Here is a 21,379-nt window from a genome sequence, read left to right on the forward strand (position 1 = left end):
GCTCAAGCACCGAGTTGCTGGTCAATGAAGGCGAAGAGTTCGTCGTCCGAAGACGGCGTGAAGCCGGGCCCGTCCAGGCGCTCGGCGAGTTTCCGCAGCCGCTCGCCCGCCCTGGCGTGCTCGTCGCCGCCGGGATCGAGGCGGCCCAGCGCGGCTTCCAGCCCGTCGAGCAGGTCGTCGACGTCGGCGGTGTCAGCACTGTCCGCGCCGTCCGCCGCGGCGAGTTCCTGCCAGAGGTAGGCGGCGAGGGCCTGCGGGGTCGGATGGTCGAAGACGAGCGTCGCGGGCACGGCGAGGCCGGTCGCGGCGTCGAGGCGGTTGCGCAGTTCGACCGCGGTGAGCGAGTCGAACCCGAGTTCGGTGAACGCGCGGTCCGGTCCGATCGCCGACGTGTCCGGATGGCCGAGCACGCGGGCCACGGTCTCGCGGGCGACCTTCAGCAGCAGCCGTCGCTGTTCGGGCTCGATCAGCCCGGCCAGCCGGGACCGCAGATCCGCCACCGGCGCTTCGGCCGCCGCGGTTTCCGGCCGGGGCAGTTCGGCGAGCATCGGAGCGGCGCGGAAGTCCTCGAAGAACGACGGCCAGTCGAAGTCCGCGACGGTGACGCAGGTGTCGTCCGCGGCGATCGCCCGGACGAACTCCTCCGCCGCGGCCTCCGGCGTCATCGGGCGCAAACCCTTGCGGCGGACGGCTTCGTCGACATCCTCGGCCATCCCGCCCTCGGCCCACGGGCCCCAAGCGATCGACAGCGCCTTGACGCCCTCGGCCCGCCACTGGGCCGCGAGCGTGTCGAGTTCCGCGTTCGCGGCGGCGTAGGCGGCCTGGCCACCGTTGCCGAGCACCCCGGCGACCGAGGAGAACAGCACCAACGCGTCGAGGTCTTTCGTGATTTCGCGCAGGTTCCGCGCGCCGGTCACCTTGGGCCGGGCGACGGCTTCGAACCGCTCCGGGGTCGCGTCGTCGAGCAGGGCGTCGTCGAGGACACCGGCGGTGTGCACGACCACACGCAGGTCCTCCAGGCCGGTGACCACTGTGGACAGTGCGTCGCGGTCGGCGGCGTCGCAGGCGTGGATGTCGACGCGGGCGCCGAGACCTTCCAGCCGTTCGCGCAGTTCCGCCGCGCCCGGCGCGTCTTCACCACGGCGCGAAAGGAGCACGACGTGATCCGTCCCGGCGCGGATCAGCCGTTCGGCCACGAGCGCGCCCAGCGCCCCGGTACCGCCGGTGACCAGCGCGGTGCCGGAGGTCGTCCATTCCTCGGCCGGCACCGGAGCGGCGGGGACGAACCGGCGGGCGAAGATCCCGTCCTCCCGGATCGCGACCTCGTCTTCCGGACCGCCGAGCACTTCGCGCAGCCGGGCTACCGCGCCGTCGTCCGGCTGCTCGGGCAGCGTCACGCAGCCGCCCCAGCGGCGGGGCTGTTCGATCGCCGCGACCCTCGCGACGGCGGCGACACCGGGATCGCCGGTGGCGCACCAGACCTTCGCCGGGGTGTCCCGCAGGAGCGCGGCGAGCGCGGCACCGTCCGCCGGGAAGGCGAGGACCGGCCCGGTGTCGGGCACTTCCGTGACCAGGGGCGCATCGAGCGCCTTCGCGGCGGCTTCGGCCCAAGCGCTGGATTCGGGGGCGTAGACGGTCCACGCTTCCGACGTCGGCACCGGTTCGATCGGGCGCCACACGACCTCGTAACGCCGGGCCGGGGGCGTGCTCCGATCGGCGGCGGCGAGCCAGAAGCGGTCCCGCCGGAAGGGATACGTCGGCAAGTCGACACGGGCGCCGCCGCCGAGGATCCCGTCCCAGTCGAGCCGGACCCCGGCGGTGAACAACCTCGCCCGCGCCAGGTCGGCGGCGGCCGCCTCGTCACGGTCTTTCCGTTGCGTGGCGATGAAAGTGCCGTCCGCGACGCAGTCCGCGCCGAGCGCGGTCAGCGAAGCGTCCGGCCCGATCTCGACGAAACGCCGGACCCCGCGCGCGTGCAGCGTCGCGATGCCGTCGGCGAACCGGACGGGCTCGCGCACCTGCCGTACCCAGTACTCCGGGTCGCGAACGTCCCCGGAGGCGAGCGGGATCCGGGGTTCGGCGTACGTCACGCTCTCGGCGACCTCGCGGAAGTCGTCGAGCATCCCGTCCATCATCGCGGAGTGGAAGGCGTGGCTGACCGAAAGCCGTTTGGTGCGGCGGCCCGGGAAGGCTTCGAGCAGGGCGGTGACCGCGGCTTCCTCGCCGGAGAGCACGACGGACGACGGACCGTTGATCGCGGCGATGCTGACGCCGGCGGGCAGGTCCAGTTCGGCTTCGGTGGCCTGCAGCGCGACCATCACCCCGCCGGAGGGCTGGGCCTGCATCAACCGGCCGCGGGCGGCGACCAGCCGGGCGGCGTCGTCGAGCGACCACACGCCGGCGAGGTACGCGGCGGTGAGTTCGCCGATCGAATGTCCGAGCAGGAAGTCGGGTTCGACGCCCCAGGAGCGCACCAGCTCGGCCATCGCGACCTCGAAGGCGAACAACGCGGGCTGCGCCACGTCGGTCCGGTCGATCCTCGTCTGGTCTTCGCAGGACAGGATTTCGGCGAGTTCGAAGCCTGTGTGCGCGTCGAGCCGTTCCGCGACGCGGGCGAAAGCCTCACCGAAGACGGGGAACGCAGAGGAAAGCGCGGTGCCCATCGCGAGCCGCTGCGCGCCTTGCCCGGTGCACAGGAACGCCAGTTTGCCGCTGCCCGCGCGGCCGGTGACGACGCCGGGCGCGGACTCGCCGCGGGCCAAGGCGCCGAGTCCGGCGAGGAGTTCTTCTTCATCGGCGCCGGTGACGACCGCGCGGTACGGCAGCGCGGCCCTTCCGGTGGCCAGCGACCAGGCGAGGTCGGCGGGGTGTCCCCCGGTCTGGCGCAGCCGGTCCGCCAGCTCGGGCAGCGTGGCCTCGGACCGCGCGGACAGCACCCACGGGACCCGGGCCCGCGGGAGGTGCTCGACCGCGGGCGCCGGTTCCGGGGCCTGGCGGAGGATGACGTGCGAATTGGTGCCGCTGATCCCGAACGACGACACGGCGGCCGCGCGCGGGCGGCCGGTCTCGGGCCAGGGCCGGTGCTCGGTGAGGAGTTCGACCGCGCCGGAATCCCAGGCGACGTGCGGAGACGGCTCGTCGGCGTGCAGCGTGCGCGGCAGTTCGCCGCGGCGCAACGCCTCGACCATCTTGATGATCCCGGCGACCCCGGCCGCGGCCTGCGTGTGACCGAGGTTCGACTTGACCGAACCGAGGTACAGCGGGACCTCACGGTCGCGGCCGTAGGTGGCGAGCAGGGTGTCGGCCTCGATCGGGTCGCCGAGTTTCGTGCCCGTGCCGTGCGCTTCGACGACGTCGATGTCCGAAGTGGACAGACCGGCGCCTGCCAGCGCGGCGCGGATCACGCGTTGCTGCGACGGGCCGTTCGGTGCGGTGAGGCCGTTGGACGCGCCGTCGGAGTTGACCGCGGAGCCTTGGACGACGGCGAGCACCCGGTGTCCGTTCCGGACGGCGTCGGACAGCTTCTCCAGCACCAGAACCCCGGCGCCCTCACCCCAGCCGGTGCCGTCGGCGCCCGCGCCGAACGACTTACAGCGGCCGTCCGGGGCGAGCCCGCGTTGACGGGAGAATTCGACGAAGGTGTCCGGGACGGCCATCACGGTCGCGCCACCGGCCAGGGCGAGCGAGCACTCCCCCGCCCGCAGCGCCTGCGCGGCGAGGTGCACGGCCACCAGCGACGACGAGCAGGCGGTGTCGACCGAAACGGCCGGGCCCTCGAAACCGAAGGTGTACGCGACACGGCCGGACAGCACGCTGCCCGCCGTACCGGTGCCGAGGAAGCCTTCGACGCCCTCCGGCAACTCGGTGACGCCGGTTCCGTAGTCGTGGTACATGATCCCGGCGAACACACCGGTCGCGCTGCCCTTCAACGCCGAGGCGTCGAGCCCGGCGCGCTCGATCGCCTCCCAGCTGATCTGGAGCAGGAGCCGCTGCTGCGGATCCATCGCGAGCGCTTCACGCGGCGAGATGCCGAAGAACTCGGGGTCGAATTCGGCGGCCTCGTGGAGGAATCCCCCTTCCCGCGCGTAGGACGTGCCGCGATGGTCGGGATCGGGGTGGAACAGCTCGGCGAGGTTCCAGCCGCGATCGGCGGGGAACTCCGAGACCGCGTCGCGGCCGTCGGCCACCAGCTCCCACAGCGCTTCGGGCGAATCGGCCCCACCGGGGTAGCGGCATCCCATGCCGATGATCGCGACCGGTTCCCGCGCCGCTTCGGCGAGTTCGCGGTTGCGCGCGGCCAGCCTGCTGTTCTCCTTGACCGATTCCCGCAGCGCGGTCACCAGCTCTTCGGGTGTCGCCATCAGATTCTCCGGACCGGACGAGACGGGCGCAGCTCGGGCATGGCCTCATCCTGGGCGCGGGCGCCGCTCCCCCCGCGCGCTGTTCGCCACCCCGGCCCCATTCCCCGGTAACCGAAGACCCACCCCCCAGTACGTGAAGGCCCCCTTCACTGCGCTAGACGCAATGAAGGGGGCCTTCACGTACTGGGGGCGGCGGGGGCTGAAGGACGCTTTCCCCGCATCTCACGTGGGGAAAGCGCCCTTCACCGCGTCCGATGCGGGGAAAGGCCCCTTCAGCTCTGACCGGACGAAGACATCGCCCGGCTGATCAGGTCACCCACGTCCAGGTCGTCGATGGCCTCGGCCGACACCGCGGGCGTGTCCGCAGGCAGTTCTTCGGCCAGTTGCACCAACGCCTCCAGCACGCCCAGCTCACGGAGTCTGTCGAGCGACGCGCCCGCCAGGGCCCGGCGCAGACGTGCCTCGTCCGGCACCGCGACTTCGGGGAACAGCAGGGTGCCGAGGTGGGCAGCGAGCGCCGCCGGGGTCGGGTGGTCGAACACCACCGTCGCCCCCAGCGGACGGCCTGCCGCGGCCGCGAGGCGGTTACGCAGCTCGACCGACGTCAGCGAGTCGAACCCGAGGTCGGTGAACGCGTGCTCCGGATCCACCTCGCCCGCCGTGGCGAAGCCGAGCACCTGCGCGGTCTGCGTCCGGACCAGGTCTTCCAGCGCGTCCGGCGTCAGCGGACCGGTGTCGGCGACCGGGGAGGCCGTCCGCCGCACCGGGAGCCGGACGAGTCCGGTGAGCAGCGCGGGCAGCACTCCCGCCCGGGCCTGGTCGCGCAGCCCGGCCAGGTCGAGTTTGACGGGGACGGCCACCGGGCCGGGAGCGAGATCGAACAGGACCGCGCCCTCCTCCGGGCTCAGGGCACCGAAGCCGTCGCGCCGCATCCTGTCGATCAGTGCCTCGTCGAGAACGCCGCCCATCCCCTCCGCGGCCCACATCCCGTAGGCGAGCGACCGCGCGGGCAGGCCGTCGGCGTGCCGCTGCTCGGCCAGCGCGTCCAGGTAGGCGTTGGCCGCCGCGTAGTTGCCCTGTCCCGGCCCGCCGAGCACGCCGGACACCGACGAGACGAGCACGAACTCGGTCAGCGGCCGGTAGAGGGTCAGTTCGTGCAGGTGACGGGCACCGTCGGCCTTCGGGCCGAGCACGCGGTCCAGGCGTTCGGGGGTCAGCGCGGTGACGACGCCGTCGTCGAGCACGCCGGCCGCGTGCACGATCCCCGACAGGCCGGGGATTCCGTCGAGCAGGGCGGCCACGGCGTCACGATCGGCGACGTCGCACGCTTCGACGCGCACCTCGGCTCCCAGTTCGCCCAGCCGGTCGGCCAGTTCTCGAGCGCCGGGGGCGGCGAGGCCGCGACGGCTGGTGAGGACCAGGCGTTCGACGCCGTGCCCGGTGACGAGCCGTTCGGCCAGTTTGGCCCCGACGCCGCCGGTGCCGCCGGTGATCAGCACCGTGCCCGCGGACTCCCAGTCCGGTTTCGGGCCGGGCTCGGCCCGGACCAGGCGCGGCACCTCGGCCCGGCCGTCGCGCACCCGGACCCGGGGTTCCCCGGTCGCCAGCGCGATGTCCACATCGGACACTTCACCGTCGAGGATGACGAACCTGCCGGGGTTTTCCGCCTGAGCGGATCGCACCAGCCCGGCGGCGGCCGCGTCGTCGAGCCCGGGTCCGGTGACCACGACCAGTCGTGAGCCGGAGAACCGGGGTTCGGCGAGGAAGCTTTGCAGGGCGGCGAGGACGGCGTGGATTCCCTCCGGGGGAACCGGCAGGACGACCACCGGCGGAACCGGCTCGGTCACCTCGTCCCACCGCGCCCACGGCACCGGCGTGGTCACCGATGCCTCGGCCGCGATGTGCTCGACGCGGAACAGCGACCGGTCTTCCCCCGCCCGCAGTTGCTCACCGGTGACCGCGCGGACGACCAGCGAGCCGACCGACAGCACCGGCGCACCGGCGAGATCGGTCAGGTCGATGGCGACCTCACCGGGCCCGATGAACCGCAGCCGCGCACGGACCGTCGTGGCGCCGGTCGCGTACAGGCTGACGTCGCTCCAGCTGAACGGCAGCGCGCCCGACTCCTCGCCCTCGCCGAGGAACATGCCGTGCAGGGCGGCGTCGAACAGCGCGGGGTGGATACCGAAGCGGGCCGCGTCCTCCTGCGCCTCCTCCGGCAGCGAGATCTCGGCGTAGCGGTCCTCACCGTGCCGCCAGGCCGCCCGCAAGCCCTGGAACAGCGGGCCGTAGGCGAACCCGCGGTCGGCGAGGTCGTCGTAGAAGGAGCCGAGGTCGATCGGCTCGAGACCGTCCGGCCACGTGAATCCCTTGGCGGGTGGCTCCGCCTCCGCCAGCAGGCCGAGCGCGTTGAGTTCCCACTCCTCGCCGGGAATCCGCGAGTGCACGGTCACCGCCGCCGCACCGCTGACCGCGACCTGCAGTTCGATCGGCCCGCTCTCGGGAATCACGACGGGCGCGTGCAGGGTCAGTTCGACCAGGCGCGGCCGCCCGGCCTCGTCACCCGCCCGGACGGCGAGCTCGGCGAGCGCTGCTCCCGGCAGCAGGACGGTGTCGTGCACCGTGTGCCCGGCGAGCCAGGGATGGGTCGCGAGCGAAAGCCGCCCGGTGAGGACGGTGCCGTCGCCCTCCGCGAGCGAAAGCCCGGCGGCGAGCAGCGGATGCCCCGGCGAGTCCAGCCCGGCCGAGGTGAGGTCCGCGACGGGCGCGGGTTCGAGCCAGAAATGCTTGCGCTGGAACGGATAGGTCGGCAGGTCAAGGGCACGCGCGCCGGGCAGGACGCCGTCCCAGCCGACGGCGACACCCTGGACGTGCAGCGTGGCGAGTGCGGTCATCGCCGTGACGGCCTCGTCCCGGCCCTTGCGGAGCAACGGAATCCCGTCGGTGAGCGCCGAGAGCACCGCGTCGGGGCCGACTTCGAGGAACTTCGTGACCCCGTCGGCGCGGAGCGTCTCGACAGCCTCAGCGAAGCGCACGGTTTCGCGCACGTGCGACACCCAGTACGCCGGGTCGGTCACGGGTGACACGAGCGGGATACGCGGCTCCGAGAACGTCAGCTCCCGCACCACCGCGGCGAAGTCGTCCAGCATCGGTTCCATCAGCACCGAATGAAACGCGTGCGAAACGTCCAGGCGTTTGGTCTTCCGGCCGCTGAACCGGGCCACGAAAGCGAGCGTCGGCTCCTCCGCACCCGAAAGCACCAACGACGTCGGGCCGTTCACCGCGGCCAGCGAAACACCGTCCGGCAGTTCCCCGAGTTCGTCCTCGGCCGCTTGCGCGGCCACCATCACCCCGCCCTCGGGCAGGGCCTGCATCAACCGGCCGCGCGCCGTGACGAGCTTCGCCGCGTCCCCCAGCGAGAACACCCCGGCGACATGAGCCGCCGCGATCTCACCGATCGAATGCCCCGCCAGGAAATCGGGCCGCACACCCCAGGACTCCACCAGCCGGAACAGCGCCACTTCCAGCGCGAAGATCGCGGGCTGCGCGAACTCCGTCCGCGAGAGGTCCCCGAACTCCGGTAACAGCGCGCACACCTCGTCGTAGGCCGCCGCGAACACCGGGAACGCCCGGTACAGCTCGGTTCCCATGCCGGGACGCTGCGAACCCTGGCCGGTGAACAGGAACGCGAGCTTGCCCTGTTTGACCTTGCCGGTGATGCCGCCACCTTCGGCGACGGCTTCGAGCCCGGCACGCAAACCGTCCGCGTCCGCCCCGACGACCGCGGCCCGGCGTTCGTGCGCGGTCCGCGTCGTGGCCAGCGAATAAGCGACGTCAAGCGGGTCTGCGGAGTCCACAAGGGACAGCAAGGCCTGGGCCCGCTCGGCCAGAGCCTGGTCGGTTTTCGCCGAAAGCACCCACGGCACGACACCGTGCGAGGTGGACTCGGCGGGCTTCTCGGCCGGGACCTGTTCCAGGACGACGTGCGCGTTGGTCCCGCTGATCCCGAAGGACGACACCCCGGCGCGCCGGGGCCTGCCGGTTCCGGGCCACTCGCGCGGCTCGGTGAGCAGTTCCACCGCCCCGGCGTCCCAGTCGACCTCGGCCGACAGCTCCGCCGCGTGCAGGCTGCGCGGCAGCACACCCCGCCGCATCGCCTCGACCATCTTGATGATCCCGGCGACCCCGGCGGCGGCCTGCGTGTGGCCGAGGTTCGACTTGACCGAACCGAACCACAGCGGCTCGTCCCGTTCGGCGCCGTAGGTCGCGATGAGCGCCTGTGCCTCGATGGGGTCGCCCAGCCTCGTACCGGTGCCGTGCGCCTCGACCGCGTCGATGTCCGAAGTGGACAGACCGGCGTCGGCGAGCGCCGCGCGGATCACGCGCTGCTGCGAAGGACCGTTCGGCGCGGTGAGGCCGTTGGACGCGCCGTCCTGGTTGACCGCCGAACCGCGGACCACGGCCAGCACCGGATGCCCGTTGCGACGGGCGTCCGAAAGCCGCTCCAGCACGAGCACTCCGGCGCCTTCCGACCAGCCGGTGCCGTCGGCGTCGTTGGAGAAGGACTTGCAGCGGCCGTCCGGGGAAAGCCCGCGCTGGCGGGAGAAGTCGAGGAACGTCTCCGGCGTCGCCATCACGGTGACCCCGCCGGCGAGCGCCATGTCGCACTCCCCCGCCCGCAGCGACCGGGCGGCCAGATGCAGGGCGACCAGCGACGACGAACACGCCGTGTCGACCGACACCGCCGGGCCCTCCAGCCCGAGGGTGTAGGCGATCCGCCCGGACAGCACGCTGGCCGAGGTGCCGGTCCCGAGGAACCCGGCGACACTGTCGGGGACGCTGGCCAGTTTCGCGGCGTAGTCGTAGTACATGATCCCGGCGAACACACCGGTGGCGCTGCCCTTCAGCGAGGCCGGGTCGAGCCGGGCGCGTTCGAAGGCCTCCCAGCTGATCTCGAGCAGGAGACGCTGCTGCGGGTCCATCGCGAGGGCTTCGCGGGGCGCGATCCCGAAGAACTCGGGGTCGAATTCGCCCGCGTCGTGCAGGAATCCGCCGTGCCGCGTGTAGGTCTTGCCGGGCAGACCGGGTTCGGGGTCGTAGATGCCGTCGACGTCCCAGCCGCGGCGGCCGGGGAACGGCGAGATCGCGTCGGTCCCCGCGGCCACGAGGTCCCAGAGATCCTCGGGCGACCGGACGCCGCCGGGGTACCGGCAGCTCATCGCGACGATCGCGATCGGCTCGTCGGCGGCGCCACGCCGGGTCACCACCGGGCGGACCGGTTCCGGGGCGCCGAGCAGTTCGGTGCCGAGGAACGCGGCCACCGCGGCCGGGCTCGGGTGGTCGAAGACGAGGGTCGCGGGCAGCCGCAGACCGGTCTCGGAGGTGAGCTCGTTGCGCAGTTCGACGGCGGTCAGGGAGTCGAAACCCAGTTCGGTGAACGGTCGCGAAGCCTCCACGGTGTCCGCGCCCGCCCTGCCGAGGACGGCCGCGACGCGGGCCCGCACCAGGTCCACCAGCAAGGCTTCGCGGTCACCCTCGGGCAGCCCGGCGAGCCGTCCGGCCAGTCCGGTGTCGGTGCGGCGGGCGGCTTCGCGGCGAGTGCGGACGCGGACCAGCCCGCGCAGCAGGGGCGGTACCCCGGCGTTCCGCACGGTCGCGAGGTCGAGCCGCACCGGGACGAGGACGGCGCCGCCGTCGGCCACCGCGGCGTCGAACAGCGCGAGGCCCTCTTCCGGTTCGAGGGCGCCGAAGCCGTCCCGGCCGATCCGGTCCCGGTCGGTGCCGCTCAGCGCGGCACCCATGCCTTCCCGCCACAGGCCCCAGGCGAGCGATTGAGCGGGCTTCCCGTCGGCCCGGCGCTGCCTTGCGAGCGCGTCCAGGGCGGCGTTCGCGGCCGAGTAGGCCGCCTGCCCCGGCGAGCCGAACACCCCGGCGATCGACGAGAACAGCACGAAAAAGTCGAGGTCGCCGGCGAGTTCGTCGAGGACGTGCGCGGCGGTGGCCTTCGCCCGGAACACCGCGGCGACCCGCTCGGGAGTAAGCGAGGTGAGGACGCCGTCATCGAGGACCCCCGCCGCGTGGACGATCCCGGTGACCGGCGGTTCGGCCCGGTCCAGCAGGTCGCGCACCTGATCGCGATCGGCGACGTCGCAGGCCTCGATCCGGGCCCCGAGTTCCTCGGCGAGTTCCTTCGCGCCGGGCGCGGCCTCACCACGGCGGCTGACCAGCAGCAGATGCCGGACGCCGTGTTCGGCGACCAGATGCCGGGCAAGGCGGGCGCCGAGCCCGCCGGTTCCGCCGGTGATCAGGACCGTGCCGGAAGTGTCCAATGTGGACTCACCGGTGCCGGCCCTGGCGAGGCGTGGCGCAGACAGGACGCCGTCGAGCGCGTGCACTTCGGGTTCGCCGGTGGCGAGCGCGGCGTCGATGTCCGCGCGGGTACCGCGGACCAGGACGATCCGCCCCGGATGCTCGGCCTGCGCGGTCCGGACCAGGCCTTCGACAGCGCCTTCGCGCCCGGTCAGCACCACGAGCGGGCCGGGCTCGTCCGTGGCCAGGAAGTCCTGCAGCGCGGAGAGAGTGGCGTCGAGCGAATCGGCTTCCAGGACCCCTGCGGGCGTAACGTCCGAGGAACCGGCTGGCAGCGGAACGTCTTCGAGACGATAGAGGCCGTCCTGCACCGAACTAGCAGCCGTGACGGCGCGGACGCTCAGCCCACCGATCGTGGCGACCGGCGCGCCGGTGCCGTCGGCGAGGTCGAACTCGAACGAGCCGTCGGCACCCGGCCGCGCGTGCACGCGCAGTTCGGTCGCGCCCCGCGCGTGCAGCACGACGTCGCGCCAGGCGAACGGCACCGCTCCCTGGTCTTCGCCGAGGACCGCGGTGGCCTGGAGCGCGGCGTCCAGCAGTGCCGGATGCAGGCCGAACTTCGCCGCCTGATCGGGATCCGGCAGGGCGACCTCGGCGAAGACCTCGCCACCGCGACGCCAGACCTTGCGCAGGCCGCGGAACATCGGCCCGTAGGCCAGCCCGGCGGCAGCGAGCCGGTCGTAAGCGTCACCGAGGTCCACGGACTCGACGTTCTCCGGCGGCCAAGCCATGTCCACAGTGGACATCGGCGGCGTGCCGAGGAAGCCGGTGGCGTGGGTGGTCCACGGATGCTCCGGCAACCGCGAGTGGATCGACACCGGGCGGCGGCCGTGCTGGTCGGCGGCGCCCGCGACGACCTGGACCTCCGGCGTGGCACCGGGTTCGAGGACGAGCGGTTCCTGCAGGATCAGCTCTTCCACGCCCGCGCAGCCCGCTTCGTCACCCGCGCGGACGGCGAGTTCGGCGAACGCGGTGCCGGGCACGAGCACGCGGCCCGCGACGACGTGATCGGCCAGCCACGGATGCCGGTCGAGCGAAAGCCGCCCGGTGAGCAGGACACCGTCGTCGGTGGCCACGGACACCGCCGCGCCGAGGAGCGGATGGTCGGCGGCGGCGAGCCCGGCCGCCGTGACGTCGGCGTCGCTTTCCTGGCCGAGCCAGAAGTACTCGTGCTGGAAGGCGTAGGTCGGCAGTTCGGTGAACCGCCCGCTGCCGTCGAGGTAGGCGGACCAGTCGACGGCGACACCGCGCGTGTGCAGGGTGCCGAGCGCGGTGACCAGCTGCCGGGGTTCGTCGTGACCACGGCGCAGTGCGGGAACCCCGCCGTCGACCAGTGCGCTGAGCACCGCGTCCGGCCCGAGTTCTAGGAACTTCGTGACCCCGGTGGCCGTCAAGCGCTGGACCGCGTCGGAGAACCGCACGGTCTCGCGGACATGGGCGACCCAGTAGGCCGGGTCGGTCACGGGCGACATCATCGCGATACGCGGCTCCGAGAAGGTCAGCTCCCGCACCACCTCGGCGAAGTCGTCCAGCATCGGTTCCATCAGCACCGAATGGAACGCGTGCGACACCTCCAGCCGCTTGGTCTTGCGGTCCGTGAACCGGGCGGCGAAGGCCAGCGTCGGTTCCTCGGCGCCGGACAGCACCACCGACGACGGACCGTTCACCGCGGCCAGCGAAACACCGTCGGGCAGCTCCCCGAGTTCGTCTTCGGACGCCTGCACCGCGACCATGACGCCGCCCTCAGGAAGGGCCTGCATCAACCGGCCGCGCGCGACGACGAGTTTCGCCGCGTCTTCCAGCGACAGCACGCCCGCCACGTGGGCCGCGGCGATCTCACCGATCGAATGCCCCGCCAGGAAATCGGGCCGCACTCCCCACGACTCCACCAACCGGAACAACGCCACTTCCAGCGCGAAGATCGCGGGCTGCGCGAATTCCGTCCGGCCCAGGTCCCCGAGCTCCGGCAGCAACGCGCGCACTTCGTCGTACGCGGCCGCGAACACCGGGAACGCTTGGTACAGCTCGGTTCCCATCCCGGGGCGCTGCGAACCCTGACCGGTGAACAGGAAGGCCAGTCCGCCTTCGGTGACCTTGCCGGTGACACCGCCGCCATCGGCCACTTCGGACAGACCCGCCGAGAGGATCTCCCAGTCCGTGCCCGTGACGACGGCCCGGTACGGCAGCGCCGCCCGGGTGGTCAGCGTGTGGGCGACGTCGATCGGCGCTGTCGTTCCCGCGGCCGACAGCAGGCGAGAAGCCTGGTCGGCCAGCGCCGGTTCGGTCGCCGCGGAAAGCAGCAGCGGCACGACCGCGGGCGCGTCCCGCACGGCGGCGGGTTCCGTCGCGGGAGCCTGCTCCAGCACGACGTGCGCGTTGGTGCCGCTGATACCGAACGACGACACCGCCGCCGACCGGGGGCGGCCGGTCTCCGGCCACAGCGTGCTTTCGGTCAGCAGCGAGACCGGTCCGGCGGACCAGTCGACCTCGCGGCTGGGCGTGCCGACGTTCAGCGTCGGCGGCAGGACGCCGTGCCGCATCGCCTCGACCATCTTGATGATCCCGGCGACCCCGGCCGCGGCCTGCGCGTGGCCGAAGTTCGACTTGACCGAGCCCAGGAACAGCGGGCGATCGCGGTCACGGCCGTAGGTGGCCATCAGCGCCTCGGCCTCGATCGGGTCGCCCAGCCTGGTCCCGGTGCCGTGCGCCTCGATCGCGTCGATGTCCGAAGTGGACAGTCGAGCGTCGGCGAGCGCGGCGCGGATCACGCGTTGCTGCGACGGGCCGTTCGGCGCGGTGAGCCCGTTGGACGCGCCGTCGGAGTTCACCGCGGAACCCCGCACCACGGCGAGGATCCGGTGACCGTTTCGCTGGGCGTCGGAGAGCTTCTCCAGTACGAGCATCCCGACGCCTTCGGCCCAGGCGGTGCCGTCGGCGTCGTCGGAGAACGACTTGCAGCGCCCGTCCGGGGCCAGGCCGCGCTGGCGGGCGAAGTCGACGAAGATCCCCGGCGAGGCCATCAGGTTGACGCCGCCGGCCAGCGCCAGGGTGCACTCCCCCGCGCGCAGGCCGCGCACCGCGGCGTGCACCGCGACCAGGGACGACGAACACGCCGTGTCGATCGACACCGCCGGGCCCTCCAGGCCGAACTGGTAGGCGATCCGTCCGGAGTGGACACTGCAGGTGGTGCCGGTGAGCAGGTAGCCGTCCACCGTGTCACCCGGATTGTGCAGCCGTGGCCCGTATTCCTGCGCGGAAACACCGACGTAGACCCCGGTGGGGCTGCCGCGCAGCGCGGCCGGGTCGAGACCGGACCGTTCGACGGCCTCCCAGCCGACCTCCAGCAGCAACCGCTGCTGAGGTTCCATCGCCAGCGCCTCGCGCGGTGAGATCCCGAAGAACTCGGCGTCGAATCCGGCGGCGCCGGGCAGGAAACCGCCGGTGCGCACGTAGGTGGTGCCGCGGTGGTCGGGGTCGTCGTCGAACAGTCCGGAGGTGTCCCAGCCGCGGTCGGCCGGGAACTCGCCGATGCCCTCGCGGCCGGAATCGACCAGGTCCCACAGCGCGGCGGGCGTGTCGGCCCCGCCGGGGAACCGGCAGGCCATGCCGACGATCGCGACCGGCTCGTGCCGTCCGTCCTCGGCGTCGCGCAGCCGTTCGCGAGTCCGGTGCAGATCCCCGGTCACTCGCTTGAGCAGGTCGAGAAGCTTCTCTTGGTCCGCCATCACACCCTCGCTGGTCAGAAGATCTCGTCGGTGAGGAAGTCGAAGACCTTGTCGACAGCGGCGTCGAAGAGCAGGTCGTCGAACTCGTCGTCCTTGTCTCCGGCCGCGTAGGCCAGCAGCAGCTTCTTCAGCGGCTTGGCGACCTTCTTCCGGTCTTCGATGTCCAGGTCGCTCAAGCGCTCGCTCAGCCGCTCGATGTCGGCGAGCACCTTGGCGACCGCTTTCTTGTCCGCCATCAGGAAATCCCCAGTTCGGTGGCCAGGAAGTCGACGACTTCGTCCGCGGTCGCGTCTTCGAGACGCCCGCCGACGTCCGTTCCCGGCGTGATGCCGTCGAGCAGGGCCCGCAGCCGTCCGGCGACCGCCGTGCGGCCGTCGTCGTCGACCCCGCTCAGGCGCGTCTCGAGCGCGTCGAGTTCGGCCAGCACCGCGTCGGCCGCGCTGAGCGACGGCGGGGCCAGTTCGGTCAGCAGGTGCCCGGCGAGCGTGGCGACGGTCGGATGGTCGAACACCGCGGTGGCCGACAGGCGCAGCCCGGTGACGGTGTTGATCCGGTTACGCAGTTCCACCGACGTCAGCGAGTCGAACCCGAGGTCCTTGAACGCGCGCGCCGGATCGATCATGCCGCCCGCCTCGTGGCCGAGGACGGCGGCGGCGTTGTGCCGCACCAAATCGATCAGCAGGGCCGAACGTTCTTCGTCCGGCAGTGCCGTGAGCCGCTCGCCGAGGCCGGCGCCACCCGTCGTCGCGGGTCCCGCGACGCGCCGGGTGGCGACCTTCGCGAGGCCACGCAGCACCGGCGCCACTTCGGTGGTCCTGGCGTGGGCGCGCAGCGCGGCCCGGTCCAGTTCGATCGGCAGGACGGCGGTGAACCCGCCGTCGAGGGCGGCGTCGAACAGGGCGAGCCCGGACTCCGCGGTCAGCGGCGGAAGTCCTTCGCGGGCCATGCGGTCGACGTCGTTCTCGGCCAATCCGCTGCCCATTCCCTCGCGCCACAGCCCCCACGCGAGCGAGACGGCGGGCAAGCCTTGTGCGCGGCGCTGGGCGGCCAGCGCGTCCAGGAACGTGTTCGCGGCCGCGTAGGAAGCCTGCCCCGCGGAACCGACGATCCCGGACACCGAGGAGTAGAGCGCGAACAGCGCGAGGTCGTGGCCACGGGTCAGCTCGTGCAGATGCCAGGCCGCGTCCACCTTGGGGCGCAACACTTTCGCGAGCCTCTCGGGAGTCAGCCCGGTGAGCACGCCGTCGTCGAGGACACCCGCGGTGTGCACGACGCCGGTCAGCTCGACGCCGTCCAGCAGCGCGGCGAGCGCGTCCCGGTCCGCGACGTCGCAGGCGGCGATCCGGACTTCGGCGCCCAGCCCGGTCAGCTCGGCGGCGAGTTCGCCCGCGCCCGGCGCGTCCGGGCCGCGGCGGCTGGTGAGCAGCAGTTTGCGGACTCCGTGCGTGGTCACGAGATGCCGGGCGACGAGCGCCCCGAGTCCGCCGGTGCCCCCGGTGACGAGCACCGGCCGGTCCGGATCCAGCGCCCGCGGCACGGTCAGCGCGACCTTGCCGATGTGCCGGGCCTGGCTGACGAACCGGAACGCGTCCGGCGCGTGCCGGACGTCCCAGGTCCGCACCGGCAGCGGGGTGAGCGCGCCCTTGTCGACCAGCGCGAGCAGTTCGGTCCAGATCTCGGCGGTGCGCGCCCGGCCCGCTTCGATCAGGTCGAAGGCCCGGTAGGCGACGGTTTCGGGCGCGCGGACGTCGGTCTTGCCCATTTCGAGGAACCGGCCGCCGGCCGCGGTCACGCCGAGGGAGGCGTCGACGAACTCGCCCGCGAGGGAGTTGAGCACGACGTCGACACCTCGTCCGCCGGTGGCCGTCAAGAACTCGGCGGCGAAGTCGAGGGTCCGCGAGGACGCGATGTGGTCGTCCGGCAGCCCGGCGGCGCGCAGGACGTGCTGTTTGCCCTCGCTCGCGGTGCCGAACACCTCCGCCCCCAGGTGACGTGCGAGCTGGGTCGCGGCCATCCCGACCCCGCCCGCCGCGGAGTGGATCAGGATCGACTCGCCCGCCTTGAGCCCGGCGAGGTCGACGAGCGCGTAGTAGGCGGTCAGGAAGACCAGCGGCACGGTCGCGGCCTGCTCGTCGGTCCAGCCGTCCGGGATCCGGGTCAGGAACGGGCGCTCGCCGACGGCGACCGGGCCGATACCGCCGTGCACCATGCCCATCACGCGGTCGCCCGGCGCCAGATCGGTCACCGCGGCTCCGGCGGCCAGCACGGTCCCGGCGACCTCGCAGCCCAGCGGCCCGGCCTCGCCCGGGTACATGCCCAGGACGTTGAGGACGTCGCGGAAGTTCAGCCCGGCCGCCCGGACGGCGATGCGGACGTCGTCCGGTCCGAGGCCGGGCTCGTCGATCGTGGTCAGGGCGAGGTTTTCGACGGTCCCCTCGCCGGTTTTGTCGAGCCGCCAAGGCCCGGCGGGCGGCAGCAGGACCCCCGCGCCCGCCTCGGCGATCCGCGGGACGAGCGGGACGCCGTCGCGCACCGCGACCTGCGGTTCCCCGGTCGCCACGGCCATCGGGACCTCTTCGGGCGAAGCGTCGACGAGGACGAACCGGCCCTGGTGTTCGGCCTGGGCGCTGCGCACCAGGCCCCAGACCGAGGCGGCCGCCGGATCCGCGGCATCGGGTCCCGCCGCGTGTCGCGTGTGGACGACCAAAGTGGACTCTTCCCGCGTCACCCAGTCCTGGAGCACTTCCAGCACACGGGTGCCGAGCTCGTACGCCGAGGTGACCGGGTCACCTTCGGACCGCAGCGACAGCACGGTGGGTTTGCCGGGGACGACCTCCGGATACGTCGTGCACGCCACCGGTTCCGCGACCGCGACCGGCGTCCAGTCCACGGTGAACAGCCCGGCGGGGAGTTCCCGGCCACGCTCGGACGGACGGCGGACGGTCAGCGAGCCGACGCTGAGCACTTCGGCGCCCGCCGGATCGACGGCGACCAGCGACACGGTGTCCGCCGCGTGGAAGGTGATCCGCAGCCGCAGCGCTGTCGCACCGCTCGCCCGCAGGCGGACATCCGACCAGGAGAACGGCAGTCCACCGGCGGTCTCCGCCGACTCGCGGAAGAACATCGCGTGCAGGCCGGCGTCCAGCAGGGCCGGGTGGATGCCGAAACCGCCGCCTCCGTCCTCGACGTCGCCGGGAAGCGCGACTTCGGCGTGGACGTCGTCGCCGTCCACCCACACCGCCTGGAGGCCGCGGAACACGCCTTCGTAGCCGAATCCGGGCAGGTCCTCGTAGAAGCCTTCCAGGGAGGGGGATTCTCCCGGCGGTGGCCACGCGACAGCTGTCGGGACGGCGCCTGTGTCAGGGACGAGAGTGCCGTTCGCGTGGCTGGTCCATTCCTCGCCGTGCTCCGGTCGCGAGTGGACGGTGACCGCGCGGCGGCCGTCGTCGTCCGCGGCCGCCACCACCACCTGCACTTCGACCGGGGCCGCGAGGACGAGCGGCGCGCCCAAGGTCAGCTCCTCCACGCATCCGCAGCCGGTCTCGGCTCCGGCGTGCAGGGCCAGTTCGAGGAAACCGGTGCCGGGGAAGAGGATGTCGTCGCCGACCCGGTGCCCGCTCAGCCACGGCTGCTCGGCCACCGAGAGCCGGGCGGTGAAAACGGTGTCGCCGCCGGGGACCGGGACCACCGCCCCGAGGAGCGGGTGCCCGGCGTCGCGCAGGCCGAGCCCGCGCGCGTCCTTCCCCGGACCGGGGGTGAGCCAGTAGCGCGACCGCTGGAACGGGTAGGTCGGCAGAGCGATCCGGCGCCCGCCCGGGACTAGAGCCGCGAAGTCGACGTCGATCCCGCGTACGTGGGCGGTGCCCAAGGCCGTCAGGATTTCGGGCACTTCGGCTCGGTCACGGCGGAGCAGCGGCCGGGCGACGCCGTCGTCGACCAGCGCCGAGAGCACGCCGTCCGGGCCCAGTTCCAGGTACGTGCCGCAGCCGTTGTCCCGCAGCACGCGCAGCGCGTCGGCGAAGCGGACGGTGGCCTCGACGTGGCGGATCCAGTACTCAGCCGCGTCGTGCCCGCCGATCTCGCCGGTGACCGTCGAGACGATCGGCAGGTTCGCGGGGTGGTACTCGGCGAGCCGCGCGATCCGGGCGAAGTCGTCGAGCATGTCCCGCATCAACGGCGAGTGGAAGGCATGACTGACGTTGAGCCACTTGACCTTGCCGTCGAATCCGGCGATCGCCGCTTCCAGCGTCGCACGCGCGCCGGACAGCACGACGGCTTCCCCGCCGTTGACCGCGGCGATCCCGGCGCTGCTCTCGTATCCGGTCAGCAGCGCGCGGGCCGTTTCTTCCGTGGCACGGAGGGAGACCATCGCGCCGCCCTCGGGCAGCTCGCGCATGAGCCTGCCGCGAGCGGTCACCAGCATCGCCGCGTCGGACAGCGACAGGACGCCCGCGACGTGCGCGGCCGCGAACTCGCCGACCGAATGCCCGCACAGGTAGGCCGGGACGACGCCCCAGGACTCCAGCAGCCGGAACAGGGCGACCTCGACGGCGAACAGCGCGGGCTGCGCGTAGTCGGTGCGGTCCAGCAGCGCCGGGTCCGCCCCGCCGAACACCACGTCCCGCAGCGGAGGATCGAGCTGCAGGTCCACGTGGGCACAGACCTCGTCAAAGGCTTCGGCGTAGACGTCGTAGGTGTCGTAGAGCCCCCGGCCCATCGCGATCCGCTGGGCGCCCTGTCCGGTGAACAGGTACGCGAGTTCGGCGGGCTCCTGGAGCGGGCCACCGCGCAGCACTCGCTCGTCGAAAGCGGTCAGGGCCTCGGTCAGGCCGTCGGCGTCCGGTGCCAGGACGAAGGCACGTTCGGCCAGCGTCGCCCGGGTCTTGGCGAGCGAGAAGGCCAGGTCTGCCGGGTTCGCTTCGACGGCGGCGAGCTGGGCCGCGCGGGCACGCAACGCGTCCGGATCGGCGGCCGAGAACGCGACCGCGATCGGCGACGGCACCTCGGGCGCGGGCGCTCCGGGCGTGGCGGGCGCCGGTTCTTCCAGGATCAGGTGGGCATTGGTGCCGGAGATGCCAAACGACGAGACGGCGGCCCGGCGCGGTTCCTCACCGCGAGGCCATTCCACCGGCTCGGCCAGCAGCGAAACCGCGCCTGCGGACCAGTCGACCGCCGGTGTCGGGTCGGCGCCGTGCAGGGTGCGGGGCAGCCGGTCGTGCCGCAGCGCCATGATCATCTTGATCACCCCGGCCGCTCCGGCGGCCGCCTGTGCGTGCCCGATGTTGGCCTTCACCGAACCCAGCCACAGCGGGGTTTCCCGGTCCTTGCCGTAGGTCGAAAGCAGTGCTTGCGCCTCGATCGGGTCTCCGAGGGTGGTCCCCGTGCTGTGCGCCTCGACAGCGTCCACAGTGGACGCGGCGATCCCGGCGTCGGCCAGCGCGGCGCGGATCACCCGCTGCTGGGACGGACCGTTGGGCGCGGTGAGCCCGTTGGAAGCGCCGTCGGAGTTGACGGCGCTGCCGCGGATCACCGCGAGCACCGGATGCCCGTGGCGTTCGGCGTCGGAAAGCCTTTCCAGGACGAACATCCCGGCGCCTTCGGCCCACGCCGTACCGTCCGCCGCCGCCGAGAACGGCTTGCAGCGCCCGTCCGGCGCCAAGCCGCGCTGATGCGAGAAGGCCACGAAAGGACCGGGCGTACCGAGCACGGCCACCCCGCCGGCGAGCGCGAGCGTGCATTCACCATTCCGCAGTGCGCGGACCGCGAGATGGAGGGCGACCAGCGAGCCGGAACACGCGGTGTCGACAGTCAGCGCGGGCCCTTGCAGGCCGAGGGTGTACGCGATCCGGCCGGAGACGACGCTCGGCGCGCTGCCGGTGAGCAGGAGCCCGTCGAGACCTTCGGGCGCGTCCGCCAGGCGGGTGCCGTACTCCTGCGGCTCGGCGCCGACGAACACCCCGGTGCGGCTGCCGGTCAGGGTCCCGGCGTCGATCCCGGCACGTTCCAGCGCCTCCCACGCCGTCTCCAGCACCAGGCGCTGCTGCGGGTCCATCGCCAGCGCCTCACGCGGTGAGATGCCGAAGAACCCCGCGTCGAATTCGGCCGCGCCGGGCAGGAAACCGCCGTGGCGCACATAGGTCTTGCCCGGGGTGCCCGGCCGGGAGTCGTACAGGCCGTCGACGTCCCAGCCGCGGTCGCGGGGGAATTCCGTGACGACGTCCCTTCCTTCGTCCACAAGGGACCAGAGAGCGGCGGGTGAGTCCGCGCCGCCGGGGAAGCGGCAGCCGATGCCGACGATCACGACGGGTTCGCCGGTGGCCGCGCCACCGTCCGCGGCGTCCTCGGGCCCGGCACCGAAGAGGCACTCGTCGAGGAAGTCCGCCAGCGCCTCCGGTCCAGGATGGTCGTAGGCGAGGGTCACCGGCAGTTCGAGTCCCGTCTCGGCGCTCAGCCACGCGTGCAGCTTCACCGCCAGCAGCGAATCGAACCCCAGGTCGGCGAAGGTGCGGCCGGCCGGGAGCGGCCCGTCCAGCACCGCCGACGTCGCCCGGCGCACCAGGCCCAGCAGCGTGCGGCGCCGCTCGGCGCGCGGCCTGCTCTCCAGCCGTCGCAGGGAATCCAGCTCGGTCATGCGCGCACTCGCCACCTCGGGTCGCCTGGCACAGGGAAGTCGTGCTCCAGCTATCCACAGCGGGCCGGGCGAGCGGGACGGAACTGTTCCACCGCCGGGTAACCGCCCGCCCCTCCGCCCGGTTTCCGTGCCGTGGGCAAGCGGTGGAAAAGGTATCCGTCGCTCCGGAACGGAATCGTTAACGTGGCTCTCGGCGAACCGGATTTCAGTGCCCCGATTTCAGCGCCCCCGATTTCAGCGCACAGACCCGTGGCCGCACGAGAACGCCGGCGTCCGCCGTGCCGGCCGGGTCG

The 21,379-nt window shown here is 72.7% G+C and carries 4 protein-coding genes; all 4 read right to left on the reverse strand.

Going from position 1 to position 21,379, the window contains the following annotated elements; translation table 11 throughout:
* Nucleotides 1-2: 2 nt before the first annotated feature.
* The 4 genes from ACLJPX_RS35180 to ACLJPX_RS35195 all read right to left on the reverse strand — a co-directional run bounded on the left by ACLJPX_RS35180 (nucleotide 3) and on the right by ACLJPX_RS35195 (nucleotide 21,086).
* A complete protein-coding gene (locus ACLJPX_RS35180; RefSeq protein WP_410604665.1) occupies nucleotides 3-4,361 on the reverse strand; it encodes a type I polyketide synthase in 4,359 nt (1,452 codons plus the stop codon).
* A 272-nt stretch (nucleotides 4,362-4,633) separates the two neighbouring features.
* The gene (locus ACLJPX_RS35185; protein ID WP_410604666.1) at nucleotides 4,634-14,455 is read right to left on the reverse strand and encodes an SDR family NAD(P)-dependent oxidoreductase; all 9,822 of its coding nucleotides are present in this window, start codon (nucleotides 14,453-14,455) and stop codon (nucleotides 4,634-4,636) included.
* Between the two features lie 14 nt (nucleotides 14,456-14,469).
* The gene (locus ACLJPX_RS35190) at nucleotides 14,470-14,691 is read right to left on the reverse strand and encodes a hypothetical protein (protein ID WP_410604667.1); all 222 of its coding nucleotides are present in this window, start codon (nucleotides 14,689-14,691) and stop codon (nucleotides 14,470-14,472) included.
* On the reverse strand, nucleotides 14,691-21,086 hold the full coding sequence (locus tag ACLJPX_RS35195; RefSeq protein ID WP_410604668.1) for an SDR family NAD(P)-dependent oxidoreductase: 6,396 nt from the start codon (nucleotides 21,084-21,086) through the stop codon (nucleotides 14,691-14,693). Before ACLJPX_RS35195 ends, ACLJPX_RS35190 begins: the two co-directional genes overlap by 1 nt.
* Nucleotides 21,087-21,379: the final 293 nt, after the last annotated feature.

The sequence above is a fragment of the Amycolatopsis sp. lyj-90 genome, from assembly GCF_046549035.1.
Classification (GTDB): domain Bacteria; phylum Actinomycetota; class Actinomycetes; order Mycobacteriales; family Pseudonocardiaceae; genus Amycolatopsis.